The organism is Collinsella ihumii, from assembly GCF_900046475.1.
In the GTDB taxonomy this organism is placed as follows: domain Bacteria; phylum Actinomycetota; class Coriobacteriia; order Coriobacteriales; family Coriobacteriaceae; genus Collinsella; species Collinsella ihumii.
This window is the reverse complement of the sequence record NZ_FCOU01000012.1, coordinates 71,487-96,268: the sequence shown is the minus strand read 5'-3', so window position 1 is coordinate 96,268 and position 24,782 is coordinate 71,487. Positions and strand designations below refer to the sequence as shown.

Here is a 24,782-nt window from a genome sequence, read left to right as displayed (position 1 = left end):
CGGCGGATCCCGTGCGATCCGCCGGCCCTCCCACGATATTCGGCGCTTTGGCGCCGCCTGTCGGGCGACTGCCCTATAATCGTCCGTTGTCTGCTGCGGGGGTCGTGCCGCAGCATGGGGGATATGAAAGGTTTCGCGCCTATGTCGCTTCACGATATGCCTACGATGTTCGACGACGTCGATCTCGCCCGCGTCAGGATCGTCGCGAGCGATATGGACTGCACCCTGCTCGCTGACGACGGGAGCATGCCGCCCGGCATGTCCGAGCGCATCGAGGCGCTCGCGCGCGCGGGCATCGTCTTCTGCGCCGCGAGCGGGCGGCCGCTGTATACCCTGAAGGACATGTTCGCATCCCATCTCGACCAGATGGCGCTGATAGCCGATAACGGCGCCGCCATCTGGGCGAACGGACGGCTCGCCTACAAGGATCTGATCGATCCGCCCACCTATCACGAGCTCATCGACTTCACGCTCGACGACGGGCGCGGGCGTCCGGTCCTGTGCGGCACGGAGAGCGCTTTCCTGCTCGAGTGCGACCGCGTCTACGACGATTTCTTCCGCCGCTTCTTCACCAAGATCGAGTACGTCGACACCTTTGCGGGCCTCGATGCCGAGGCCGACAAGTACACGGTCTATTTCCCCGACCGCATGGCCGAGGAGGTGTACGCCCAGACCTATCGCGACGCATGGGGCGAGCGCTTCTCGGTGACCAACGCCGGCAAGGAGTGGATCGACTTCATGAACAAGCACGTCGACAAGGGCACGGGCATCACGCGGCTGTGCGAGTGCCTGGGCGTTCCCGTCGCCGACGCGCTCGCGCTCGGCGACACCTACAACGACGTCCAGATGCTCGAGGCGGTGGGCCATAGCTACGTCGTCGCCAACGCGGAGGACCATATGCGCGCCCATGCGCGCTTCGTCGCCCCCTCCAACAACGAGCGCGGCGTGGCGCAAGTGATCGACCGCCTGCTCGAGATCGCCTGCTGATAGTGCTTTTTTGGGATCGTTTCCCTACGGAAGGGCGCCGCGCCGCCGTGGGCAGAAGCGATTTCGTCCAGAAAAGCGCCATCAGAAAGGAGATCACCCACATGTTCGCAGGTATCCGCGCATCCTTGCCGCGCGGCACGTTCGCGCTCGCTGCGGTTCGATTCATGCTCTACCTGGGCGTCCAGGCTTCGTATTTCATCGGCATCATCGGCACGCTGACCTACCAGCTTCATGCCGGGACCGGCGACATCGCCATGGCCGTCGGCCTGTTCAACCTCTTCATCATCGCGGGGAACACGGCGGGCGGGTCGCTGCTCGATACGCGCGGGCCCAGGGCCCACACGGCGGTCGCCCTGGGCGTGGCCGTGGTGTCGAGCGCGCTGTTCCAGGCCGCGGGCGGATCCGTGGCGGCCGTGCTCGCCATGAGCGCGGCGTTCGGGTTCGCCACGGGCGTGGGGTACGCCTATCTGTCCGCCTATCCCGCCTATCTGAGCGACGACGCGGAGCAGCGCAAGCGGATGAACGCGATCATGTCGGTCGTCTCCAACGTCGCGGTGGTCGTGGGCCCGGCGGTCGGCGGGATCATCGCGACCTTCCTCCCGTCGCAGCGCGTCTTCGCGTTCACGTCGGTGCTGTCCGCCCTGGTGCTTGTTCCCGCGGGGGCGCTGCTGCGCCGCATCGGGGCCTCCGCGCGGGCGGGGGAGCGGGAGCGCGGGGATTCGCAGGGCCCCGAGGGCTCGACGCTCGCCGATTCGGCGCGCGCGGTGTTCGCGGCCCCCTCGCTCGCCCTGCTGTTCTGGGTCGGCGTGCTCGCATATGCCGGCTACGGCGCGTTCGACCCGCTGGAGTCGCTCTATTACCGCGACGTGCTGCAGGTCGACATTTCGTGGATGGGATGGCTTTCGAGCGCTGCGGGCCTGGGCAGCGTCGTGGGCGCGCTCGCGGCCATGCGCGTGCCGCGGCGCTGGGTGAACGTGCGGACCCTGATGCTGCTCATCGCCTTCGAGGGCGCGGCGTGCGTGCTGTACGTGGGCACGTCGCATGTGGGATGCGCCATCGCGGGCCAGCTTTTGCTCGGCTGCGCGTTCGGTATGGTCACGCCGCTGCAGCACACCCTGGTCCAGATGCACGCCCCGCTCCATCTGCTCGGCCGCGTCAACTCGGTCATGAACGCCGGCTTCAGCGGGGCGGGGGCGGTCCCGCTGTTCGCGGCGCCCGTGCTGGCGCATCTGTTCGGCGTCCAGGGCGTGCTGATCGGGGCGAGCTGCGTGGTGCTGCTCGTGCCGCTGATCGTGATGGTGGCCAGACGATCCGAGATCTCCCACCTCGTTACGGGCGAGTCGGCTTAGGGAAGCGCCGACCAATTCATTCCGTGCCGGTCGGCCCCGTGCCGGGCGCCTGCGGGCTCAGGCTGCGTCGGCGCAGCGCAGGTGCGCCTTCATCGCCTTCGTCCGCATCCGCCTCGCCACGGAACCGGCCGCCGCGAAAGCAATCGATCAGCGCTTCCCTAAGGAAGCGTGCCGGACCGTAGATTTCTAGAATGTTTCTTTCCTATTGACGGTTTCGCAAGCAGACACTTTAGCGTATAGTAGCGACCAATCGACGCTCCTATGCGTCGAGACGATACGCACGCAGGGTCGATGCAGAAAGGAAGCGAACGGTGGGCTACGTGCTGGCGACAATTCAGGCCATGGCGCGCAATGCCATGCTGCCCGGCCAGACTGCTGCCGATATCGCGACGCGACGCCAGCGTGCAATTTCCCGACGACGATAAAACGGTCGTCTCTGTTCGCATGGAGAGGAGGGCTCTCCGGCAGGGTTCGTCTATAGGTGCGTCGGGTTGATCTCGCCACGGCAGCTGGTGCCGCGGCCCAACCTTTCATTACATATCGTATAAGCGCCGTGACGGGCTCGTTGATGTTTCGTTTGCAAACCTTGACAAGGAAGGGAACACCATGAGCAAGGAAAAGGTCGTACTCGCGTACTCGGGCGGTCTGGACACCTCGGTCTGCATCAAGTGGCTGCAGGTCGAGAAGAATCTCGACGTCATCGCCATCTGCGGCAACGTCGGCCAGGACGAGAAGGATCTCGAGTGGATTCGTCAGAAGGCCCTCGACATGGGCGCGATCGCGTCCGAGGCGGTCGACATGCGCGCCGAGTACGCGCACGACTTCCTGTCCAAGGCGATCTGGGCGAACGGCAAGTACGAGGGCGTCTACCCGCTGCTTTCCGCCCTGTCCCGCCCGCTGATCTCCAAGCACCTCGTCGAGATCGCGCACCGCTACGGCGCCAAGTACGTGGCGCACGGCTGCACGGGCAAGGGCAACGACCAGGTGCGCTTCGAGACCTCGATCCGCGCGCTCGACCCCGATCTGGAGATCATCGCGCCGGTTCGCGAGTGGGACCTGACCTCCCGCGAGTCCGAGATGGAGTGGGCGGCCGCTCACGACGTGCCGGTGCCCACCACCAAGAAGAAGCCCTATTCCATCGACGACAACCTGTGGGGCCGCGCCATCGAGTGCGGCGTGCTCGAGGACACGTGGAACACCCCGCCGGCTGACATCTGGACGATGACCGCCGACCCCGTGGACTGCCCCGCCGAGCCCGAGACCGTCATCATCGGGTTCGAGGGCGGCGTGCCGACCTCCATCAACGGCGAGAAGATGGAGCTGCTCGACCTCATCATCAAGGCCAACGAGATCGCCGGCCGCAACGGGTACGGCCGCCTCGACATGATCGAGGACCGCGTCGTGGGCATCAAGAGCCGTGAGTGCTACGAGTGCCCCGCCGCGCTGCTGCTCATCGAGGCGCACCATACGCTCGAGACGCTCTGCCTCGACTACGAGACGCTGAAGGAGAAGGCCAAGCTCGATGTCGAGTGGGCGAGCGCGGTGTACCGCGGCCTGTGGTTCAGCCAGAACCGTTTCGCGCTGGACGCCTACAACGCTTACACGCAGAAGTTCGTGACCGGCGAGGTCCGCATCAAGCTGTGCCGCGGCGGCCTGTTCGTCGACGGCGTGCGCTCCGACTACAGCCTCTACGACAAGAACCTCGCGACCTACGACGAGGGCGACACCTTCCCGCACGAGGCCGCGCCCGGCTTCATCGAGCTGCACAGCATGCAGCACCGCACCTGGTCACGCGTGCAGGGTCCGGGTTCCGGTCTGCAGAAGATCGACTAGGGAAACACCGAGCTCGGCGGGCGCCGCGGCATACTCGCTGCGGCGCCCTGGTTTTGCCTGCCCGGACCCCTCTTGCGCAGACGGGTCCGGGCAGGCGGCGTATACTTACCCTTTACACGAAGCGGGCGGCGGGGTTGTCCGCCGGACACAAGGAGGTTGCAAGATGGCGCTGTGGGGCGGCCGTTTTGAAGAGGCGGTATCCGAGGTGACGCAGGAGTTCGGCGCGTCGCTGCCGATCGATCGGCAGCTGTACCGTCAGGACATCGCGGGATCCAAGGCGCACGCGACCATGCTCGCCGCGCAGGGCATCATCAGCGAGGAGGACCGCGACGCCATCTGCACGGGCCTCGACGGCATCCAGGCGGACATCGATGCGGGGGCGTTCTCGTTCGACATCAACGACGAGGACATCCATATGTCCATCGAGTCCGAGCTCACGCGGCGCATCGGCGAGGCGGGCGGGCGGCTGCACACCGGCCGCTCGCGCAACGACCAGGTCGCGACCGACACCCGACTGGCCGCCAAGGCGCTCGCCAAGCAGCTCATGGAGGACAACCTGGGTCTGCGCCGCGCGCTGGTCGAGGCGGCGGATGCGGCCGGCGACACCATCTTGCCGGGCATGACGCACCTGCAGCACGCGCAGCCCGTGCTCTTCGCGCACCAGCTGCTCGCCTACGTGTGGATGCTGACGCGCGACTTCGGCCGCCTGCGGGCCGCGTTCGACGCCGCCGACGCCTCTCCGCTCGGCGCCGCCGCGCTCGCCGGGACCACCTATCCGCTCGACCGCCAGATGACGGCCGATGCGCTGGGCTTCTCGCGCGTGATCGAGAACTCGCTGGATGCGGTGTCCGACCGCGACTTCCTGCTCGACCTCGAGTACGCCTGCTCGGTCATGGCGGTGCACCTGTCGCGCCTGTCCGAGGAGATCGTGCTGTGGAGCAGCCAGGAGTTCGGGTTCATCACCCTGTCCGACGCCTTCTCGACCGGCTCGTCGATCATGCCGCAGAAGAAGAACCCTGATTTCGCCGAGCTCATCCGCGGCAAGACCGGGCGCGTGGTGGGCGACCTGGTCCAACTGCTCATGACGTGCAAGGGCCTGCCGCTCGCCTACAACAAGGACCTCCAGGAGGACAAGGAGGGCGCGCTCGACGCGGCGCACACGCTCGACCAGTGCCTGACGGTCATGCGCGGCATGGTGAGCACGTGGAAGGTGAACGCGGGGCGCATGCGCGCCGTCATGCACCGGGGGCATCTGGCGGCGACCGACGTTGCCGACTACCTCGCAAAGCGCGGCATGCCGTTCCGCGAGGCGCACGCCGTCGTGGGGCACCTGGTGCTCGAGGCGGAGAAGGCCGGTTGCGATATCTCCGAGCTGCCGATCGAGACGTTCCGCGCGGCAAGCGACCTGTTCGGCGACGACGTGGTGGGCGCGTTCGACCTCGATGCCATCGTGGCGGCGCGTACGACGCGCGGCGGCACGGCACGTGCGGCGGTGGTCGAACAGCGCCGGGCGGTCGAGGATGCGCTGGCCGCCGACGAGGCGGCACTCGCCGGGCTGTCGGCGGTGGTCGAGATGGGGGAGGGCACCCGCTCGGTGCTGTAGCCCAGGGCTTCTCGGCGTCCTGTGAAAAGAATCTAGCTGCGACCATGCCGGCGTCACCCGGCCGGAATGCACGGAATCCGGTGCGATTCCGTGCATTCCGGCCGGGTGACGCCGTGACTGTTGCATCTTTGGTGCCCGTGGTGCGCCGAGATGGGCGGTGTGGACGACAGGGAATTGTTACAATAGATAAACGATTTGCCCGCCCACGCTGAAAGGACCGTGCATGTCCGAAGACCGCGACGCTCAGTTCTGTACCGAAATCCGCGACCGCTCGCTGTGCGAGATCCTGAACGAGGAGCTCGTCTGCGCCCTGGGATGCACGGAGCCCATCGCGGTCGCCTACGCGGCGGCGCTCGCCCGTGCGACGCTTGCCGCCGAGCCGCAGGCCATGCGGGTCGGGTGCTCGGGCAACATCGTCAAGAACGTGAAGAGCGTGACGGTCCCCAATTCGGACGGCATGCACGGTATCGAGGCCGCGGCCACGCTCGGCGCGGTCGGCGGCAACGCGGACAGCGCGCTCGAGGTGCTGGAGACCGTGACGGCGGACGACATCGCGCGCACGCGCGAGCTTCTAGCGGATCACTCGTACTGTACCGTCGAGCTCGTGGAGGGCGTGCCGAACCTCTATATCAAGGTGACGGCGAGCGCAGACGGGCACACCGCCGAGGTGGTCATCGCCGAGCACCACACGAACGTGGTCCTGCGCGCCCTGGACGACGAGGTGCTCGAGGGGTCGCGCGAGGCCGATCCTGCGCTGGCCGTGCAGGAGGACAACCCCGCCTACGCGTACCTGACCATCGATGCGATCGTGGGGTTCGCCGAGGACGGCGACATCGAGGGCGCGCGCGAGGTGCTCGAGCGCCAGATTGAGCTCAACGACGCCATATCGCGCGAGGGCCTGGAGAGGTGCTGGGGCGCCGAGGTGGGGCGCACGCTGATGGAGACCCGTGGCGAAGGCGTGGCCTGCCGCGCCCGTGCCCGCGCGGCTGCCGGATCGGACGCGCGCATGAGCGGCTGCTCGATGCCCGTGGTGATCAACTGCGGATCGGGCAACCAGGGTATCACCTGCTGCTTGCCGGTGGTGGAGTATGCGGCCGAGCTGGGTGTGGACCATGAGCGCCTGCTGCGCGCGCTGGCCCTGTCCGACCTGGTCGCCGCGCACGTCAAGGGCTATATCGGCGCGCTGTCGGCGTTTTGCGGCGTCGTGTGCGCAGCATGCGGCGCGGGTGCCGCCATCTGCTGGATGCGCGGGGGCACCCGCGAGCAGATCGGAGGTACCATCGTCAACACGCTCGGTAACGTGGGCGGCATCGTGTGCGACGGTGCCAAGCCGAGCTGCGCCGCGAAGATCTCGGCTGCCGTCGACGCTGCCATCCTGGGTTGCGACATGGCCATGGCCGACCGCGGCTTCCAAGCGGGCGAGGGTCTCGTGAAGGATACGGTGGAGCAGACGATCGCGTCCATGGGCTACGTCGGCCGCGTCGGCATGAAGGCGACCGACGTGGAGATCTTGAACCTCATGATCGGCAAGACGCGCGTGTAGCCCCGCTCCAAGTGTCTTAGGCGCAAAATCAATAGGGTTTCTGTAGACGACATGGCAAACGGTGGGATGAAGCAAGACCGAAGGCCAACGGCATGATGGATTCAAAGCCGAATCGAGGCGGTTTTGAATGAAGCGAATCGTGCCGTGGTACACTATTGGTGTACCAGCAAAGCCCGGAGCGATTAACTTAGGCGGGCGGCGCAAGGTACTGTTGATTTATGAAGCCCGGTTGCCGCCGGGCTTCATCCATCTCCCTTCGTCATCCGTTTCTCTGTTTATTCTCCTTCCATAGGTCGAAAAGGAATCGGCCTATGCTGGCGAGGTCCGCAAGGGCACTCGCCAGGGCTTTCAGGACTTCAAGAACACTGAAGATGTTCATAAGCGACACTCCAATCAAGGAATTAGAGCGCCGCCCACAGCGGACTTTGCTGGTACAACTTGATTATATGTGAAACTGCATAATAAATAACAAGAACAGTGCAGAATACGTGCCTATTAGGGAATGCTAATCGATAGGTGCCTGAGCGTGCCCGTTCCCGCAGCGGGGCGCCGCGCGCGGTCAGACCTCCTGCACGAGGTCGATGAGGTTGCGCTCCGCGCGCTTGTAGAAGCGCTGCTCGATCTCATCGAAGCTCTCGGCGAACTGGTCCATGCGGCCGCACCAGGTTGCGCGCACCGGGGTCCCGCGGCCGACGAAGGCGGTCTGCAGCCCGATGTCGGGGGTTGGGAAGTCCCGCTGGCGGTCGTTGCCGACCATGAGGACCTCCGACGGCTTCAGTCCCAGCTCGTCGAGCGCATCGGTGTAGTATTCGGGGTTCGGCTTTACGCGGCGCGTGTTCTCCATGGTCGTTACGAGCTCGAACGGCACGTCGAGCAGGTGTCCCCAGCCCATGCGGCACTCGATGCAGGCGGCGCCGAAGCTCGGGTTGGTGAGCAGGGCGATGCGCAGCCCGCGCGAGAGCATCGCCTCGATGGCCTCGGCGGCCCCCTTCATGGGGCGCGCGTCGATGATGGCGTCGTTGCGCCCGGGCAGGATCTCGCGCTCGTAATAGGTGAGCGCGTCGGCGATGACGGGGTCCGACAGCACCACGCCGCCGCGCCGCTCGATGGCCGCGTCGAACAGCTCCCGGTTGGTGCACGTGTTGTCGCGCTCCGCGCGGTTGACGTCGAGCAGCGCTGCCGTGTACGCGGCGAACATGGACAGGGGGTTCCTGCGCCCGATGTCCGCAAGCAGCGCGGACTCCTCCTTGGCGAGCACCGCGATAAAGGCGCTTAGGTTGATGTCGAGCAGGGTCTGGTCCATGTCGAATACCACGGCTTTCAGCATGTGCACCTCCTTTACGGGTCGAATCGCGGCGGGATTGCATGAACGCCGGTGATGCATATGCGTCTGTTGTACCCATTCTGATGAATGCATGCCATCCGCTTCGCTTACACTTTTGTTATCGGAGCGATTGCAGTCGTGACTATTCGGTGGAGAGACGGGAACTCTTTTCAAACCGTGTTTACGTAAAAATCCGTCTTTGACCTTGAAAATCAGAGCGATTCCACGTAGTCTAGACGAACGTGAGCATACGCTCACATCAGTATCTGTCGGCTCCCGAGAAGTTCCAAACGGTGCGCACCGCAGCCGGGCACCCGCCTGGACGCACGTGCAATCTGCAGGTCCTAGCAATCGGGGCCCCATAGTTCGAAAGGGGTCCACCTTTGAGTGAGATTCAGAACTCGTCCATTTTCTCCCTCGATGATGTCAATGAGGAGGAGATGAACAGCCTCATCGACGGCACGATCACCGATTTCGACGAGGGAGATCTGGTCAACGGCACCGTCGTGAAGATCGAGCGCGACGAGGTTCTCGTCGACATCGGATTCAAGTCCGAGGGCGTCATTCCCGTGCGCGAGCTTTCCATCCGCAAGGATGCCAACCCTGCAGACATCGTCTCGCTGGGCGATCCCATCGAGGCTCTCGTGCTCCAGAAGGAGGACAAGGACGGTCGTCTGGTCCTCTCCAAGAAGCGTGCTGAGTACGAGCGCGCCTGGAACCGCATCGAGGAGAAGTTCAACTCCGGCGAGAACGTCGAGGGCGAGGTCATCGAGGTCGTCAAGGGCGGCCTGATCCTCGACATCGGCCTGCGCGGCTTCCTGCCCGCGTCGCTCGTCGACCTCCGTCGCGTCAAGGACCTCAGCTCCTACCTGCACACCTCCATCGAGGCTCGCGTCATCGAGATGGACCGCAACCGCAACAACGTCGTGCTGTCCCGTCGCGTGGTGCTCGAGGAGTCCCGTAAGGCCGAGCGCACCGAGATCCTCTCCAAGCTCAAGAGCGGCATGCGCCTCAAGGGCACCGTCTCCTCCATCGTGGACTTCGGCGCCTTCGTGGATCTGGGCGGCATCGACGGCCTCATCCACATCTCCGAGCTCTCCTGGAACCACGTTAACCACCCCTCCGAGGTCGTCAAGGTCGGCCAGGAGGTCGAGGTCGAGGTTCTGGATGTCGACCTCAACCGCGAGCGCATCTCCCTCGGTCTCAAGCAGACCACCGAGGATCCGTGGCGCGCGCTCGTCAAGAAGTACCCCGTCGGCGCTATCGTCGAGGGCACCGTCACCAAGCTCGTGCCCTTCGGCGCGTTCGTCGACCTCGGTGAGGGTATCGAGGGCCTCGTGCACATCTCCGAGATGGCCAACAAGCACGTGGACCAGCCTTCGCAGGTCACCCATGTCGGCGCCAAGGTCCAGGTCAAGGTCATGGAGATCGACCTCGACCGTCGTCGCATCAGCCTCTCGATGAAGTCCGCCGCCGAGACCCTCGGCGTGGAGATCGAGGTTGCTCCGCTGCCGTCCGAGAAGAAGGACGAGGACGCTGAGTAACGCGAGCGTCTAGCTGTATAGCTTTGAGCCCCGGTGCTTGACGGCGCCGGGGCTTTTTCGTGGCGAAAGGGGACGGGAATATGGGATATCTGCTGCTGGCCGGGGCCATCGGTTGCGAGATCGTGGCGACGACCTGCCTGAAGCTCTCGGCGGGCTTCACCCAGTTCGGCTGGAGCGTTCTGACCGTCATCTGCTATGTCGCATGCTATCTGTGCCTTGCCCGCGCGCTGCTGACGGTCGATCTGTCGGTCGCCTACGCGACATGGTGCGCCGTGGGCATCGTCGCGACGACCGCCATCTCGGCGCTCGTGTTTCACGAGCAGCTCAATGTCGCGAGCGCGGTGGGCATCATCCTGTGCGTCGTCGGCGTGGTCCTGCTGAATCTCAACACGGCGGGTCATTAGCGGTACTCAGCGGGCATTCAGGAGCTACGATCTGGTATCCATACCATGCTTTCTGGGCAGCTTGAAGGGTTTTGCCTGCGAGGGATCCCGTCTCTTCCCTGATCGAGCCGATATTGGATCGCGGCGGCTAGGTTCAGATCAATTTGGTATCAATCATCCAGCTATTTCCGACCCTCAGAGCCCAGATGCATGATTCCCCCTGCAGAGTCATCAACAAAACCGCAGGTCGTTGATTGCCCGTTCAGGCTGTTTCACATACTATATGCGGTTTATTGATACCAAATTCATGTTCATGCGTTTTGTGCACCGTGATAGCGGCTTTTTGGTCGACCCCTGTTAGCCACCCTGGATAAAGCGCCCCGCGACTGCGGCGGGGCAGGGCAGAGCTTACCGCCGCTCCGCCGCGGTCCCCGATCCGCACTTTTTCATGAACGTAGAAGGGCCGATTCGACATTCCCGCAGGATAGGAGATGGCGGCCCCGTGCTTTTTCATGAATAACCTTCGCTGGGCTACCGTATCCATGGCGGTCTATCGGAGACTCGGGGCAAACCCACCTGTTCGAAAGCGACGTCTCCGCCGGCGACGAGCCCTTCTTGCTTTGTGCGAGCTCCAAGCTGCTCGCGTTTTCCGCCCCGGGCTGTCGTATGATGGTGGACGTTGGCCTACGCGACGAAAAGGAGGGCGCATCCATGCCCGATACGCTCCATCTTTCCACCCGGCCGGTCGTGCTGTTCGATTTTGACGGCACGCTGGCCGACACGAGTCCCGCGATCCTGCGCATGGCCCGCATGGCGCTGGGGAACCGCGGATATGACGTCGATTCCCTCGGCGACATGACGAGCCTCATCGGACCTCCCTTGTACGACGGCTTCATGGACCTGTGCCATGTCGACCTCGATGAGGCCATCGCGATCACCAATGAGTACCGCAAGCTGTTCAACGCCGAGGTCAAGCCGGAGGACTACCCGCCGCTTCCGGGCGTGCCGGAGCTGCTGCAGGCCCTTGTCGACCGCGGCACGCGCATCGCGATCGCCACGTCGCGCCTGGAATCGATGGCCATCGAGATGATCAACGCGCTCGGGCTGCCGCCGTTCGAGGTCATCGTGGGCCGTCTCGAGCCGGGGCGCGACACCAAGGCGGACTGCATCCGCGAGGCCATGCGCCAGCTTGGCGTCACCTGCGACGAGGTCGTCATGGTCGGTGACCGCAAGCACGATACGCAGGGCGCGCACGCCTGCGGCATCCCCTGCATCGCCGTCTACACCGGCACCGCCAAGCCCGGTGAGCACGAAGAGGTCGGTGCGGATGTCATCTGCCACGGTATGGGGGAAGTCGCCAAGGTGCTGGGCGTCTCTCTCTAACAGCACGCTTTCAACATCTAGATTGGAGACACGATATGGATCAAGAGCTCGAGAACAGCGTCGACGCATACGTTGACGAGGTGTGGGAGGACGTCATCGCGGACATCGCCGATCTCGTGAGCCACCCGTCCGTTGCCGACGAGAACGCTGGGACCCCGGGCGCCCCGTTCGGCGCCCCCGCCCGCGCCGCCCTGGACTGCGCGCTGGGCATCGCGCGCAAGCTCGGGTATGAGACGAGCGACGACGAGGGCTACATTGGCATCGCCGACATCCCCGGTGCGTCGGATACGCAGATCGCGACGATCGCCCACGTGGACGTGGTTCCCGCCGGTCCCGGTTGGAACACCGACCCGTTCGTCATGGAGCGCCGCGAGGGCTGGTTGCTCGGCCGCGGCGTGATCGACGACAAGGGCCCTGCCGTGCTGTCCCTCTATGCGGGCGCCTACCTCAAGCATGCGGGGATCACGCCGCGCTACACCTTCCGTGCCCTGCTCGGCAGCGACGAGGAGGTGGGCATGACCGACGTGCACCACTACCTCGCCGGCCATGACCATCCCGCCTTCCTGTTCACGCCCGATGCGGAGTTCCCGGTCTGTAACGCCGAGAAGGGCCAGTTCGGCGCCACGTTCACGAGCGGTCCGATCGAGGGCGGCCGCATCGTTTCCTGGAGCGGCGCCGAGGCCACGAACGCCATTCCGTCCGAGTCGGTGTGCGAGCTCTCCGTCGATGCCTCCGCATGCCCGGCTCCGGTCGCCAATGCCGACCGCATCGACATCGAGGCCATCGCCCCCGGGCGCACGCGCATCAGCGCGCACGGTATCGGCGGCCACGCGTCGCTGCCCGAAGGGACCATCAACGCCATCGGCCTGATCGTCGGGTATCTGCGCGAGGCGAATCTCGTCGCCGAGTCCGAGAAGCCCTACCTCGAGCTGCTGTCCATCATCCATGCGGACACGGCGGGGGAGGCGCTGGGCATTGCGACCTCCAGCGAGGCCTTCGGCCCGCTGACCGTCAACGGCGGCACGATCGAGGTCGCGGACGGCCGCATCAGCCAGACGATCGACGTGCGCTTCCCCGACAGCACGACGGCCGAGCAGCTCGAGGCCACGTGCAGTGAGGTGGCGGGTCGCTTCGGCGCCGCGCTTGCGATCGACCACGCCAACGTGCCGTTCTCGGTATCCGCCGACCATCCTGCCGTCCAGACGCTGCTCGACGTCTACCAGGAGGTCACCGGAAAGCCCGCCGAGCTGCTCTCCATGGGCGGCGGCACGTATGCTCGAAACTTCAAGCGCGCCGTCTCGTTCGGCCCGGAGGACAACAGCCTCGAGCTTCCCGCGTGGGGCGGGTCCATGCACGGCCCCAACGAGTGCGCGAGCGAGGCGCAGCTCAAGGGTGCGCTCAAGATGTACATCCTGTCCATCCTGCGCCTCATGGACGTTGAGTTCTAGGAACGCTGATTAATTCATCTCTGCATGCGGCGGCGCGCTCGAGCGGGCGTGCCGCCGCGTCTTGCGGGAGCGCAGAGTTCCGAGATGACACAGAACGGGCCGTTTGGCACGCTAAAGGCAATTACAGACCCCCTTTAGCGTGCCAAACGGCCCGTTCTGTGTCATCGGTCCCCGCCGATGCTGCCCTCCCCGAGGAAAGTGGCTAGAAATATCTGTTTTGCTGTAAGCCAGGCGCGGCGGAGATATCCGGATGAGCCGTCTTGGCTGTATTGGCCGGTTGTGAAGTCGGTCTCTGAACCACAAGATCCCCGAATTGGGCGCTTAAAGGGGGAGACGGGTGCCGGCGGCGGGCTTCCTGCCCCTCAATACCGGTTCAGCTACAGCAAAACGGAAATTTCTAGCCACTTTCGCCCGGAGGAGGTTGCGGCCTGCGCGGCGCGGGGCGCAAAGCCGCGGGTATCCGTCCCCATGGCGGATGCTGATAGTCGCGATGAAGCGCTTTACCACACGGTGTCATTGTAAGGACCGTGTAAACCGGTAGAAATCTGAAGGTAAATCTTAGTCAGAGCATCGTAATAAGACGCGAGCGAGCAAAATCGCCCGGTGAACGCGCGATAGAGTACGTAGTCGAAACGCGGACGGGTCTGCATGGCCGCCCGCACGGATGTTGCGAATCGCAGAATTCGCGAAAGGAGAACCATGTTCGACTACGCTTGCTCTCGTCGTCAGTTCCTCGGTTTCGCCGGTGGCCTTGCTGCTGTTGCCGGCCTCGGTCTTGCTGGTTGCGGCGGCGACACCGCCTCCACCGCTGCCGGTTCCGCTGGCGCTTCCGGGAGCTCCTCGCTGACCGGTACCGTCACCTATGACGGCGCTTCCTCCTTCCAGGCTCTCGTCGAGGCCGCCGCTGAACAGTTCATGGCCGAGAACCCCGATGTCTCCATCACCGGCTCCGGCAACGGTTCCGGCACCGGCCTGACCGCTGTCGCGGACGGCACCGTGACCATCGGCAACTCCGACGTGTTCGCCGAGACCAAGCTCGAGGCCGACCAGTGCGAGGACCTCGTCGACCATGAGGTCGCCGTCGTCGGCATGGGTCCCGTCGTCTCCATGAACGTCACCGTCGACGATCTGACCCTTGAGCAGCTCAAGGGCATCTTCTCCGGCGAGATCACCAACTGGTCCGAGGTCGGTGGCGACGACGCCGCGATCTACGTCATGAACCGCAAGTCCGGCTCCGGCACCCGCGCCACCTTCGAGGCCGCCGTCTTTGGCGCCGGCCAGCCCGAGTCCACCTTCAAGGGCGAGGCTGAGCTCGACAAGTCCGGCGACGTCGTGACCCAGATCGGTTCCACCGACAACGCTATCTCCTACCTCGACTTCTCCCACTTCGACGACACCAAGTTCAAGGCCATCAAGGTCAACGGCGTCGAGCCCGTCTCCGAGAACGTCTACGACAACTCGTTCCCCATCTGGGCCACCGAGCACATGTACTGCAAGAAGGACGCCGACGAGGTTACCACCGCCTTCCTCGAGTACATGCTCTCCGAGGACGTCCAGGGCTCGCTCGTCGAGGAGCAGGGCTTCATCCCCGTGTCCCAGATGACCGTGGTCAAGGACGCCGACGGCAACGTTACCGAGAAGTAATTCCGGCCTGTCCGAATTACGCCCAGTACATAGAACTTTTTCGAAAGGTGCGCTATGGCTAAGCAGATGCCAAAACGCAACCTTGAGAAGGTAGGCTTGAGTGTCACGGGCGCCTGCGTCGCGCTCGTGACACTTGTCGTTGTGGCGCTCATCCTCATGGTTGCTCAGCGCGGGTTGTCCACCTTCATCAAGGACGGCGTTAACATTGCAGAATTCTTCACGGGAACGACGTGGAACCTCGCAAACACGAACGAGGCGACCGGCCTGCCGTTTACCGGCGCGCTCCCGCTGATCGTCACCTCCTTCGCGGTGACGGTCATCTCCACGATTATCGCGGTGCCCATCGCCATCGGTGCGGCGATCTTCGTCGTCGAGATCCAGCCCAAGTTCGGTCAGAAGTACTTCCAGCCGCTCATCGAGCTGCTCGTGGGCATCCCGTCGGTCGTGTTCGGCCTGATCGGCTTCCATGTCATCGTCGGCGCGATGCGCGTGATCTTCAACGTCGATCTGGGCCTGGGCATCCTTCCCGGCTCCATCGTGTTGGCATTGATGATTCTGCCGACCATCACGACGCTGTCCATCGATACGCTGCGCGCCGTGCCCGACGGATACCGCAACGGTTCGCTCGCCCTGGGCTACACCCGTTGGCAGACCATCTGGCACGTCGTGCTCAAGAGCGCCACGCCGTCGCTCATGACCGCGGTCATCCTCGGCATGACGCGTGCGTTCGGCGAGACGCTCGCCGTCCGCATGGTCATCGGCGGCGTCGAGGCCATGCCCGAGGGCCTGCTTGATTCCGCGTCGACCATCACCACGACGCTGACCACCTCCATGGCCGTCTACGCGACCGGTTCCGTCCAGAACGATGTCCTGTGGTCGCTCGGCTTGCTGCTGATGGGCATGTCGCTCATCTTCATCCTGATCATCCATCTCATCGGTGCAAAGGGGGCGAAGGCGCGTGGCTAACATCTCTGTGGAGGCGCAGAACGCGCGCATCAAGCGTTCCATGCGCAATGACCGGATCGCCACCGGTATCCTGACGCTCATCGTAGGCCTGGTCATGCTCATCGTCGTGTCGATGGTCATCTATATCCTCGCGCAGGGTATCGGCCAGCTGTTCCAGCCCGGCTTCCTGACCGAGGCGAGCCGTTCCAACGGCACCGAGGGCGGCATCGCCTATCAGCTCTTCGACTCGTTCTACCTGCTGATCCTCACCCTGATCATCTCGCTGCCCATCAGCCTGGGCGGCGCGGTGTTCCTGGTCGAGTACGCACCGGAGGGCCCTGTCACCAAGATCGCGTCCACGGCCATCGAGACCCTGTCCAGCCTGCCCTCCATCGTCGTTGGCATGTTCGGCTTCCTGATGTTCTCCGTGAACTTCGGGTGGGGCTACTCGCTCATCTCGGGCGCCATCGCGCTCACGATGTTCAACATCCCCATCCTGACCCGCGTGATCCAGCAGGCGCTCGAGGATGTTCCCGCCAGCCAGCGCGACGCGTGCCTGGCCATGGGCCTGACCCGCTGGGAGACCACCCTGCACGTGCTGATCCCCGCGGCGATGCCCGCTATTGTGACGGGCGTCGTGCTGTCCGCCGGCCGCGTGTTCGGCGAGGCCGCTGCGCTGCTGTTCACCTCCGGCATGAGCTCGCCGGCGCGCCTGAACTTCTTCTCGCTCAACTTCGCGAGCCCGACCTGCGCGTGGAACATCTTCCGTCCGGGCGAGTCGCTCGCCGTGCACATCTACAAGATCTACGGCGAGGGCAGCCCCGAGGCCCAGCACATCGTCTGGGGCACCGCGGCCCTGCTGATGATCTGCGTGCTGCTGTTCAACGTGCTTTCTCGCATCGCCGGTAAGGCACTTGCAAGGAGGATGACCGCCGAATGACGAACGAAACCGACCAGTTCCTCAAAAGCGTCGGCTCGAGCGAAAAGACGCACCGCACGACGGGCGTGGCCATCTCCGAGGAGGTCGTGCTCGAGACCAAAGACGTCAACGTGTACTACGGCGACCACCATGCGCTGAACGACACGAGCCTCAAGTTCCACAAGGGCGAGATCACCGCGCTCATCGGTCCTTCCGGTTGCGGCAAGTCCACGTTCCTGCGCAGCCTGAACCTCATGAACCGCGAGATCAAGGGCTGCCGCGTCGAGGGCGAGATCCTCTACCAGGGACGCAACATCAACACCAAGACCGAAAACCTCTACGAGCTGCGCAAGTCTATCGGCATGGTGTTCCAGCAGCCGAACCCCTTCCATAAGTCCATCCGCGAGAACATCACGTTCGCGCCCAAGCGCCATGGCATCAAGGACAAGGCGACCCTCGACCAGATGGTGGAGGAGTCCCTGCGCGGCGCCGCCCTGTGGGATGAGGTCAAAGACAAGCTCGACCAGAGCGCGTTCGCCCTGTCCGGCGGCCAGCAGCAGCGCCTGTGCATCGCCCGCACGCTCGCCATGCATCCCGACGTGATCCTGTTCGACGAACCCTGCTCGGCGCTCGACCCCATCTCGACGCTGGCCATCGAGGACCTCATGAACACGATCGTCGAGAACCGCGCCATCATCATCGTGACGCACAACATGGAGCAGGCCTCCCGCGTGTCCAACCGCACCGCCTTCTTCTACATGGGAGAGATGGTCGAGTATGGCGAGACGGACCAGATCTTCCAGCGTCCGAACGATAAGCGGCTGAACGACTACCTCACGGGAATGTTTTCTTAATCTGACGTTCTCATATGCCCGCCGTCGAGTCCGGTTGCATGCCCAGGCTCCGGTGCGGCACTCCATGCAGCGGCGACCCGTTGAGACCCGGGTCGCCGTTTTTGCAACTTTAGGGACAGTCCCCCAAATTTCACGGAGGAGACGCGCGTCTCCTCCGTGAAATTTGGGGGACTGTCCCTAAAGTTGCACTAGGATAGATGGTCGAACGAAATGCGATTGCAGAGGCGGTGTAGCGCATATGGCGATTCTTCTCGGCTGCGATTCCGTGAAGCTGGAGTTTCCCACCAAGCATATCTTCGACGACGTGACGCTCGGCGTGAACGAGGGCGACCGCATCGGCATCGTCGGGCGCAACGGCGACGGCAAGTCCACGTTGCTCCAGGTGCTGTCCGGCGAGCTCGAGCCCGATGACGGCCGTGTCACCCATCGGCGCGACATCTCGGTCGGCCTGCTCGGCCAGCGCGATGCGCTCGACGACGGCGACACGGTCCATCGCGCCGTGGTGGGCGACGCCCCCGAGTACGAATGGGCCTCGAGCCCGCGCGTGCGCCAGGTGCTGGACGGCCTGATCGCCGACGTGCCGTGGGAGGGCACGGTGGGCGAGCTGTCCGGCGGCCAGCGCCGCCGCGTCGACCTCACGCGCCTGCTGATCGGCACCTATGACGTGCTCATGCTCGACGAGCCGACGAACCATCTCGACATGCGCACCATCAACTGGCTGGCCGAGCACCTGAAGGCCCGCTGGGGCGCAGGCGAGGGCGCGCTGCTCATCGTGACGCACGACCGCTGGTTTCTGGACGAGGTCTGCACCTCCATGTGGGAGGTGCACGACGGGGTCGTCGAGCCGTTCGAGGGCGGCTACTCCGCCTACATCCTGCAGCGGGTCGAGCGCGACCGCTTGGCGGCGGTCGCCGAGGACCGACGCAGGAACATGGCGCGCAAGGAGCTCGCCTGGCTGTCCCGCGGCGCGCAGGCGCGCTCGACGAAGCCGAAGTTCCGCGTCGAGGCGGCTCGCGCGCTCATCGCCGACGTGCCTCCGGTGCGCAACGAGCTCGAGCTCAAGCGCCTGGCGGTGTCGCGCCTGGGCAAGCAGGTCATCGACGTGATCGATGTCTATGCGGGATATGCGGACGGGGCCGACGGCGAGGTCAAGCCGGTGCTCGAGGACGTGACGTGGTTGATCGGCGCCGGCGACCGCTTCGGCCTGCTGGGCGAGAACGGCGCGGGGAAGTCCACCATGCTGTCGGTCATCCAGGGAAAGCTCGCACCGACGAGCGGCCGCGTGAAGATCGGCGCGACGGTGCGCTTCGGCGTGCTGTCCCAGCAGCTCGACGAGCTCGCCCCGCATATGGACGAGACGATTCGCGAGGTGCTCTCGCGCTACAAGCGCGTCTACATCGTCGACGGCAAGGAGACGAGCCCCGAGAAGCTGCTCGAGCGCCTGGGTTTCACCACCCAGCAGCTGTGGAGCCGCATCGGGGACCTTTCGGGCGGCCAGCGCCGCCGCCTGTCGCTTCTGCTGACGATCCTGGAGGAGCCCAACGTGCTCATCCTCGACGAGCCGGGCAACGATCTCGACACCGACATGCTGGCCATCGTCGAGGACCTGCTCGACGGGTGGCCGGGCACGCTGATTCTGGTGACGCACGACCGCTACCTCATGGAGCGCGTGACCGACCATCAGTACGCGATCATCGATGGGCGTCTGCGCCACGTGCCGGGCGGGGTGGACGAATACCTGCGTCTGGTGGGCGCGTCGTCCGCGCGCACGCAGAAGTCCTCGGCGCAGCGGGCGGCCGAGGCGGCTTCTCCCGTGCAGACGGCGTCGGGGGAGGCCTCCGGCGGCTCGCGGCTCTCCAACGCCGAGCGCCAGCGGCTGCGTCGCGAGGTCTCGTCCCTGGAACGTAAGATGGAGGCGCGCCGCGCGAAGGTCGACGAGCTGACGGCCGCCATGGCAGATGTCGACCCTACGGATTTCGAGGCGCTTACGGCCCAGCAGCGGGCCATCGACGACGCCCGCGCGGAGCTCGACGAGCTGGAGACCGCGTGGCTCGAGGCGAGCGAGCAGCTGGAAGAGTAGGATACCGGGGCTCGGGCGCCGCTGCTTGGCGGCTTGCCGCTTGCTGGAGGATGCGATGCGGATTCACATCAACAGGCTGGGCGCGGCTGACCGGGCGCGTCTGGTCGAGCACCGCCTGACGGTGGAGGAGCTGACGGAGCTCCACGGGATGCTTCTGCGCGGCCAGCAGGCGCGTCAGCGCGCCTTGCGCCGGGCGGCCGCGCTCTCGCTCATACTCGACATCGCCTTGCTGTTCATGACGGTCTTTGTCGCCGGGCCCACGCCGGCGGTCCTGTTTGCGGGCGTCGTCGTGACGGCGATCGTCCTTCTGTGCCTGGCGTGCACGTGGGCAGCTGCGATCGGCGTGTTCGCCCACCAGTACAACCAGGCGGTGGAGGAGGGCTATCCCGAGCTGCTGGGGCGTCTGCGCCTGTAGGGAATCTCCGATGCCATGGCCGATGCCGGTGCCGCGGGGCCGTTCGTTCATGAATTAACAGGGGTGTCAAACAAACGAATCCTGCGGAAACGCCGAAAATGCCCTCGTTCGTTCATGAATGAACGAGGGCCTGAATCGGGGGAGATGCCGTGGCGGCGTGCCGGATACGGGACAGGCTCCGGACATGACGAGGGCCCGAGACATCGGATGTTCCGACGTCTCGGGCCCTCGGCCGATCGTGCGTGCGCGCCGCTATGCTGCGGGCTGCGGGAAGGGGAATCCGTCGCGGTCGGCACGCATGAACACGGTTGCCGCCTGGGCGCGCTCGAGGTCTCCTCGCGGCTGGAGCTCGGTCGTGTTGCCGATACCGCGCAGGTATCCCTCGGCAACCGTCCACGTTACGGCTTCTGTCGCCCAATCGGATACCGCAGCACCGTCGGTGAAGCGGTCGAGGTCGCCTTCGGTGGCAGTCTCGGGCGCGGCGATGCGCCACAGGATGGTCGCCATCTGCTCGCGCGTCAGCGGGTCGTCCGGGCCGAACTTGTCGGTGTCGTCATACCCCATAAAGATGCCTTGCTGGGTGCACCAGGCGACTGCATCGCGGTACCAGGCATCCTGGTCGCAGTCGCTGTAGGGGATCGGGTCGTCGACGTCCGGCTTTCCGGCCATGTTGTACAGGACCTGCGCCATCTGGGCGCGTGTGAGGGTGCCCGTCGGGTCGAACACGCCGGCATCCGCGTCGACGCCGAGCATGATCTTCTCGGAAACCGCCCAGTCGACCGGCTCGTGATACCACGCGAGCTCATCAAGGTCGGTGTAGCGCTCCGTTGGGCACACGATGCTCGCGAGCTGCTCTGCAGCCGCGCGGGGCAGCGTATAAAGCGCGCCCGTAGCCGACGCCGCGTCGGTTCCGTTGTCGAGCGCGGTCAGGTGGACCGTCCCGTCGAAGACCGTGGCAGACGTGATGGTGACGCCCGTCGCGGAGTCGCTGCCGACCCATGCCGAGCCCTCGCACCTGAGCGTGTCGAGGTCGATGTACATGGTGTCGCCGACGTCTTGCTGTGAGCGCGCGAAGACGAGCGCGCCGTCTTCGAAGGGGACAGTCACGCAACTCTCGAGATCTCCGTAGTCTGAGTAGGTAAAGACCGGCGTATCCTCGATGGCACCGAGGTCATCCAACACCCCGCTTGTCAGGTCGATAGTGTATGCATGCGGTGCGTACGTCGCCGAGGGGTCGGTCCGCCCGCCGCCGATCGCGCCGATCACGTAGATCTTTCCATCATGCGCGATGGGCGCAAGCGGCGCGAGCATGATGCCCGGGAACTGCTCCGTCTGAATCTCGGTCGCGGAGAGCTCCCCGTCGGGGCCCTCCTGCGACACGATCGCGTACCGGGTGAAACGATCGCCCGTTGCGGCCTGGTACGAGGTCCCCACGAGCGCATAGGCGGTGTCGCCGGTCGTCGTCGCGCTTGCGAGCGAGGAGATGTAGATCGCCTGGTCGGCCCCTTCCGGGGTCGCGATGGTATCGATCTGCCGATAGGGGCTCCATTCGTCGCGCTCCGCGCTGTAGGTCGCCGCAAGCACGACGATGCCGCTTTCGTCTAGGTCGGTCGTGACGGCGACGATATCGCTTCCGATCGCCGTGTAGGCTATCGGGGAATGGGAGTCGTGCATAGTTGACTGCCACGGAGTTCCGGGTACCGCGCATGCGGTCCAGGAGCCGTTTCCGGGATGATCCAGGCGATACAGGTAGGCGCCTTTCGTGTCGGCGAAATACAGCGCGCCCTCGGCGCCCACCAGTCTGCCGGTGGCCGAGTCCGTCGTGCCGCCGGGGAGGCTGTCCGTCCGCATCATGTCATAGGATGCCTCGCGCGCAGGGAGGCTGTAGGAGGCGCGGTGCGTGCGCCCGGTCGAGCCGTCGGTCACGTCGATGCGATGGACGCCTCCGTCGAAGGCGTCGGCAGGCGCCGTGAAGGTCAGCTCGCTGTCGGTCTGCGCCGTGCAGGAGACGTCCTCGCCGTCGAGGGTGACGCTCGCGTCGCCGAGGGCATAGCCGTGGACGGTAACCGTGCCGGTCGCCGGGTCGGCGTCGACGGACCACGTGTTCGCGTTCACCGCATCGTCGTCGAGCGCCACGTTCCAGTCGAAGCGACCGTCGGTCGCCGTGTGCTTCTCGACGCCCCCATAAGTTGTCGTGCTCACCGGGACGGTCGAGCCGACCAGCTTTCCGCGCAGCTCGAGCGCGCTCGCCTCGGGGTCGAGGGCAGCGAGCTGGCCTACGGTGCCCGCGGCGAGAGGGGTCGCCATGGACGTTCCGCTCATCTCGCCGTAGGGGGCGTAGTCGCTCGTCTCGTCGTCCACGCCCTCGCCGTCCACCAGACCGATGCCGTAGGGCTCGATGTAGAAGGTGGTCTTTTCGCTCGACCAGACGTCGTCGGCGGGCATGATGCTGAACTGGGCGGCACCGATCAGTCGGTCTGCCTCGGTGTCGAGGGCGGCCAAGGAGGTGCCGTAGACGTTGGTCAGGTCGATGTTCACCTCGGTGAGGGTCGACACGCCGTGAAGTGGGACGGTCGCGCCGTCCTTGACGGCGTACAGGGATGGTACGAGGTACAGCCTCGTGTTGGAGGGGCCGCCGGCATCGATGCTCGCGCTCACGCCGATCGCATAGTCCTGCACCGCGTGCGTCGTGCCGATAAACGGGTTATCGAGATACCACTGGAGCGTTGCGGTGTACCCGGGGCTTCCGTCAGCCCGGGAGGGGTCGAAGGTCACCCTGAGGCCGGGGGTGCCGTGTCCCGCATCTGCGACCGCCTCGATGGTGAACGCGTCGGTGGCCTCAGGCGAGGCGAGCGTCCCGTCGGCGTTGTAGACGAAGAGCCGGTAGGCGTCAGAATCCGGGGTGTAATCGGAGAAGTCGTTCGCGTACTCCAGGTCCTTGCCTGCGGCCAGAGACACGCTCGGGGAGAAGTAGGCGTGCGCGGCGTCGGTGCTCACCGTCGACATGATGTTGGAGCCGGGCAGTGCGAGGTCGACGTCCGTCTCGTTGAAGTTCGAGAAGGTCGACAGGGCGTTCGACTTGTTGCTCGACGCGATGACGATCGCGTAAGGGCTCTCGAGGCCCGTGGTCGCCCCGGTGCCGACGGTGGCGGTGTCCGATGTGGCGTTTCCCGCAGCGAAGACGGACAGGATGCCGAGCTTGCCCGCCTGGTTTACCAGGTAGTCGAGTACGGGTGCGTAGGAGCCGATCTCCCAGGAGTTGCTCGCCGCGACGACGTTCTGCCCGGAGAGAGCCGCGCCGATGAGGTACTGGTAGGCGGAGACGACGTCTTTGAGGTACAGCACGCCCCTGCAGTTCTCGGGGGCCACCTTCAGCGCCATGATCTTGGTGTCGGAGCTCGCTCCCGCGATTCCCTCCGCGTTGTTCTGGATGCCGGCGATGACGCCTGCGCAGTGGGTGCCGTGGGAGTCGATGTCCGTGGTGCCCGGCGTCGGGTCGTCGTCGTTGCCGGTGAAGTCGTAGCCGTTCGAGCCCGCCTCGCCGGGAAGGCCCTCGATGCCGGGGTTCTCCCACATGTGGTCGGCGAGGTCGGGGTGGGAGACGTCGACGCCCGTGTCGATCACGGCGACGATGTTGTCGTCGGTTGCAGCCGCCTCGTCGCGGGCGGCGAGCGCCGCCTCGAGGTCGATGCCGGCGCTCTCGCTGGTCAAGCCGTACTGCCAGCCGTCGTACAGGGTGTCATCGGGCGCGGTCGCTTCGACCGTCGCGACGTAGTTCGGTTGCGCCGCCACCACGAAGTCGAGTGCTTCGAGCTCGGCGACCAGCTCGTCTGCGTCGGCCCCTTCTCGCTCGACGAGCGCGACACGCAGGTCGTCGCCCGACGGGATCGCGTCGGTTGCCCCATCGGCGCTCTGCAGCTCGATGTCGCCCCGGCTTGCGGCGCGGTCGACAGCGGAGAAGTCCCATGTCTGGGCGATCGTGACGCCGGCGCTCGCGAACTCGTCGGCGGCCGCGGAGTCGAGCAGGCTCACCGAGGCGGCATCGGATGCTCGGTACAAGACGAGCGCCTGGCCGGGTACGGCCGTCTGCTCGTCCTGAGCGTCCGTCGAAGACGGCTCCGTGAGCGCGGACAGCGGGTTCACCGGTATCGTCGGCAGGGCATATGCGACCGCGGGCGCAAGTCCGCAGGCCAAAGCGAGGCCGAGCGCATATCTGAGCGTTCGGCGTCCATAGGAAGGCAGTTTCATATGCGTTCCAATCTTTGAGGAATCGAGATAAGACACACTATATATGTGGGAGGCGAATCGCACCGGATGCTTTGGATGAATGCGGCGGTATTCGGAGCGAATGGGTGCTCTCTGAGGGCGCTGAATCATGGGCCATTTGGGGACGGGTTCGTTTCAACCCATCGACGGGGCCTTTCGACTCTCGATTCGGATGCTCACCGTTTCTTTGGCACCCTGACCGTTTCATGACGGGAGCAATGGCGAATCTGTCCGTGCGCTGCGGTAGAATGGAGTCGCTTCG

The 24,782-nt window shown here is 65.1% G+C and carries 18 protein-coding genes; 16 read left to right on the top strand and 2 right to left on the bottom strand.

Annotated features, from left to right (window positions below; genetic code table 11):
* Positions 1 to 141: 141 nt before the first annotated feature.
* The 6 genes from BN3789_RS09530 (at position 142) to BN3789_RS12925 (ending at position 7,607) form a co-directional block, all read left to right on the top strand.
* Complete coding sequence (locus BN3789_RS09530) at positions 142 to 987, top strand: HAD family hydrolase (RefSeq protein WP_229254313.1); 846 nt, start codon at positions 142 to 144, stop codon at positions 985 to 987.
* A 101-nt stretch (positions 988 to 1,088) separates the two neighbouring features.
* Positions 1,089 to 2,336 (top strand): MFS transporter, encoded by a 1,248-nt coding sequence (locus BN3789_RS09525; RefSeq protein ID WP_066833574.1) that lies wholly within the window; start codon positions 1,089 to 1,091, stop codon positions 2,334 to 2,336.
* Between the two features lie 606 nt (positions 2,337 to 2,942).
* Positions 2,943 to 4,169: an argininosuccinate synthase gene (locus BN3789_RS09520; RefSeq protein ID WP_066833572.1), complete on the top strand. Its 1,227-nt coding sequence runs from the start codon at positions 2,943 to 2,945 to the stop codon at positions 4,167 to 4,169.
* Positions 4,170 to 4,332: 163 nt separating this feature from the next.
* Positions 4,333 to 5,772, top strand: a complete 1,440-nt coding sequence (gene argH, locus BN3789_RS09515) for an argininosuccinate lyase (protein WP_066833570.1) — start codon at positions 4,333 to 4,335, stop codon at positions 5,770 to 5,772.
* Positions 5,773 to 5,995: 223 nt separating this feature from the next.
* Positions 5,996 to 7,315, top strand: a complete 1,320-nt coding sequence (locus tag BN3789_RS09510) for an L-cysteine desulfidase family protein (protein ID WP_066833567.1) — start codon at positions 5,996 to 5,998, stop codon at positions 7,313 to 7,315.
* 127 nt (positions 7,316 to 7,442) lie between these two features.
* Entirely contained in the window at positions 7,443 to 7,607 is a 165-nt protein-coding gene (locus tag BN3789_RS12925) for a hypothetical protein (RefSeq protein WP_161939003.1), read from the top strand.
* 267 nt (positions 7,608 to 7,874) lie between these two features.
* On the opposite strand, the gene BN3789_RS09505 is transcribed toward BN3789_RS12925, so the two are convergent.
* Positions 7,875 to 8,642: an HAD family hydrolase gene (locus BN3789_RS09505; RefSeq protein WP_066833564.1), complete on the bottom strand. Its 768-nt coding sequence runs from the start codon at positions 8,640 to 8,642 to the stop codon at positions 7,875 to 7,877.
* A gap of 380 nt (positions 8,643 to 9,022) precedes the next feature.
* On the opposite strand from BN3789_RS09505, the gene rpsA reads away from it, so the two are divergent.
* The 10 genes from rpsA to BN3789_RS09455 all read left to right on the top strand — a co-directional run bounded on the left by rpsA (position 9,023) and on the right by BN3789_RS09455 (position 20,254).
* Positions 9,023 to 10,183 (top strand): 30S ribosomal protein S1, encoded by a 1,161-nt coding sequence (gene rpsA, locus BN3789_RS09500; protein ID WP_066833562.1) that lies wholly within the window; start codon positions 9,023 to 9,025, stop codon positions 10,181 to 10,183.
* 80 nt (positions 10,184 to 10,263) lie between these two features.
* Positions 10,264 to 10,587 carry a DMT family transporter gene (locus tag BN3789_RS09495; protein ID WP_079989246.1) on the top strand — a complete coding sequence of 108 codons (324 nt, stop codon included), beginning with the start codon at positions 10,264 to 10,266 and terminating at the stop codon, positions 10,585 to 10,587.
* Positions 10,588 to 11,277: 690 nt separating this feature from the next.
* Entirely contained in the window at positions 11,278 to 11,949 is a 672-nt protein-coding gene (locus tag BN3789_RS09490; RefSeq protein WP_066833560.1) for an HAD family hydrolase, read from the top strand.
* A 35-nt stretch (positions 11,950 to 11,984) separates the two neighbouring features.
* Positions 11,985 to 13,397: a Sapep family Mn(2+)-dependent dipeptidase gene (locus tag BN3789_RS09485; protein WP_066833557.1), complete on the top strand. Its 1,413-nt coding sequence runs from the start codon at positions 11,985 to 11,987 to the stop codon at positions 13,395 to 13,397.
* Positions 13,398 to 14,096: 699 nt separating this feature from the next.
* Positions 14,097 to 15,041, top strand: coding sequence for a phosphate ABC transporter substrate-binding protein (locus tag BN3789_RS09480; RefSeq protein ID WP_066833555.1), 945 nt, complete (start codon positions 14,097 to 14,099; stop codon positions 15,039 to 15,041).
* Positions 15,042 to 15,095: 54 nt separating this feature from the next.
* On the top strand, positions 15,096 to 16,007 hold the full coding sequence (gene pstC / locus BN3789_RS09475; protein WP_066833553.1) for a phosphate ABC transporter permease subunit PstC: 912 nt from the start codon (positions 15,096 to 15,098) through the stop codon (positions 16,005 to 16,007).
* Positions 16,000 to 16,926 carry a phosphate ABC transporter permease PstA gene (pstA, locus tag BN3789_RS09470; RefSeq protein ID WP_229254311.1) on the top strand — a complete coding sequence of 309 codons (927 nt, stop codon included), beginning with the start codon at positions 16,000 to 16,002 and terminating at the stop codon, positions 16,924 to 16,926. Before pstC ends, pstA begins: the two co-directional genes overlap by 8 nt.
* Entirely contained in the window at positions 16,923 to 17,759 is an 837-nt protein-coding gene (pstB, locus tag BN3789_RS09465; protein WP_066833551.1) for a phosphate ABC transporter ATP-binding protein PstB, read from the top strand. Before pstA ends, pstB begins: the two co-directional genes overlap by 4 nt.
* Positions 17,760 to 17,997: 238 nt before the next feature.
* Complete coding sequence (locus BN3789_RS09460) at positions 17,998 to 19,839, top strand: ABC-F family ATP-binding cassette domain-containing protein (RefSeq protein ID WP_066833548.1); 1,842 nt, start codon at positions 17,998 to 18,000, stop codon at positions 19,837 to 19,839.
* 55 nt (positions 19,840 to 19,894) lie between these two features.
* Positions 19,895 to 20,254 (top strand): hypothetical protein, encoded by a 360-nt coding sequence (locus tag BN3789_RS09455; protein WP_066833545.1) that lies wholly within the window; start codon positions 19,895 to 19,897, stop codon positions 20,252 to 20,254.
* 252 nt (positions 20,255 to 20,506) lie between these two features.
* On the opposite strand, the gene BN3789_RS09450 is transcribed toward BN3789_RS09455, so the two are convergent.
* Entirely contained in the window at positions 20,507 to 24,502 is a 3,996-nt protein-coding gene (locus BN3789_RS09450; protein WP_161939002.1) for a S8 family serine peptidase, read from the bottom strand.
* Positions 24,503 to 24,782 lie beyond the last annotated feature (280 nt).

Excerpts from the sequence above, each read along its gene's own strand:
- BN3789_RS09530 (WP_229254313.1), top strand. The coding sequence starts at position 142 with ATGTCGCTTCACGATATGCCTACGATGTTCGACGACGTCGATCTCGCC.
- BN3789_RS09525 (WP_066833574.1), top strand. The coding sequence starts at position 1,089 with ATGTTCGCAGGTATCCGCGCATCCTTGCCGCGCGGCACGTTCGCGCTC.
- BN3789_RS09520 (WP_066833572.1), top strand. The coding sequence starts at position 2,943 with ATGAGCAAGGAAAAGGTCGTACTCGCGTACTCGGGCGGTCTGGACACC.
- argH (WP_066833570.1), top strand. The coding sequence starts at position 4,333 with ATGGCGCTGTGGGGCGGCCGTTTTGAAGAGGCGGTATCCGAGGTGACG.
- BN3789_RS09510 (WP_066833567.1), top strand. The coding sequence starts at position 5,996 with ATGTCCGAAGACCGCGACGCTCAGTTCTGTACCGAAATCCGCGACCGC.
- BN3789_RS12925 (WP_161939003.1), top strand. The coding sequence starts at position 7,443 with ATGAAGCGAATCGTGCCGTGGTACACTATTGGTGTACCAGCAAAGCCC.
- BN3789_RS09505 (WP_066833564.1), bottom strand. The coding sequence starts at position 8,642 with ATGCTGAAAGCCGTGGTATTCGACATGGACCAGACCCTGCTCGACATC.
- BN3789_RS09495 (WP_079989246.1), top strand. The coding sequence starts at position 10,264 with ATGGGATATCTGCTGCTGGCCGGGGCCATCGGTTGCGAGATCGTGGCG.
- BN3789_RS09490 (WP_066833560.1), top strand. The coding sequence starts at position 11,278 with ATGCCCGATACGCTCCATCTTTCCACCCGGCCGGTCGTGCTGTTCGAT.
- BN3789_RS09485 (WP_066833557.1), top strand. The coding sequence starts at position 11,985 with ATGGATCAAGAGCTCGAGAACAGCGTCGACGCATACGTTGACGAGGTG.
- BN3789_RS09480 (WP_066833555.1), top strand. The coding sequence starts at position 14,097 with ATGTTCGACTACGCTTGCTCTCGTCGTCAGTTCCTCGGTTTCGCCGGT.
- pstC (WP_066833553.1), top strand. The coding sequence starts at position 15,096 with ATGGCTAAGCAGATGCCAAAACGCAACCTTGAGAAGGTAGGCTTGAGT.
- pstB (WP_066833551.1), top strand. The coding sequence starts at position 16,923 with ATGACGAACGAAACCGACCAGTTCCTCAAAAGCGTCGGCTCGAGCGAA.
- BN3789_RS09460 (WP_066833548.1), top strand. The coding sequence starts at position 17,998 with ATGGCGATTCTTCTCGGCTGCGATTCCGTGAAGCTGGAGTTTCCCACC.
- BN3789_RS09455 (WP_066833545.1), top strand. The coding sequence starts at position 19,895 with ATGCGGATTCACATCAACAGGCTGGGCGCGGCTGACCGGGCGCGTCTG.
- BN3789_RS09450 (WP_161939002.1), bottom strand. The coding sequence starts at position 24,502 with ATGAAACTGCCTTCCTATGGACGCCGAACGCTCAGATATGCGCTCGGC.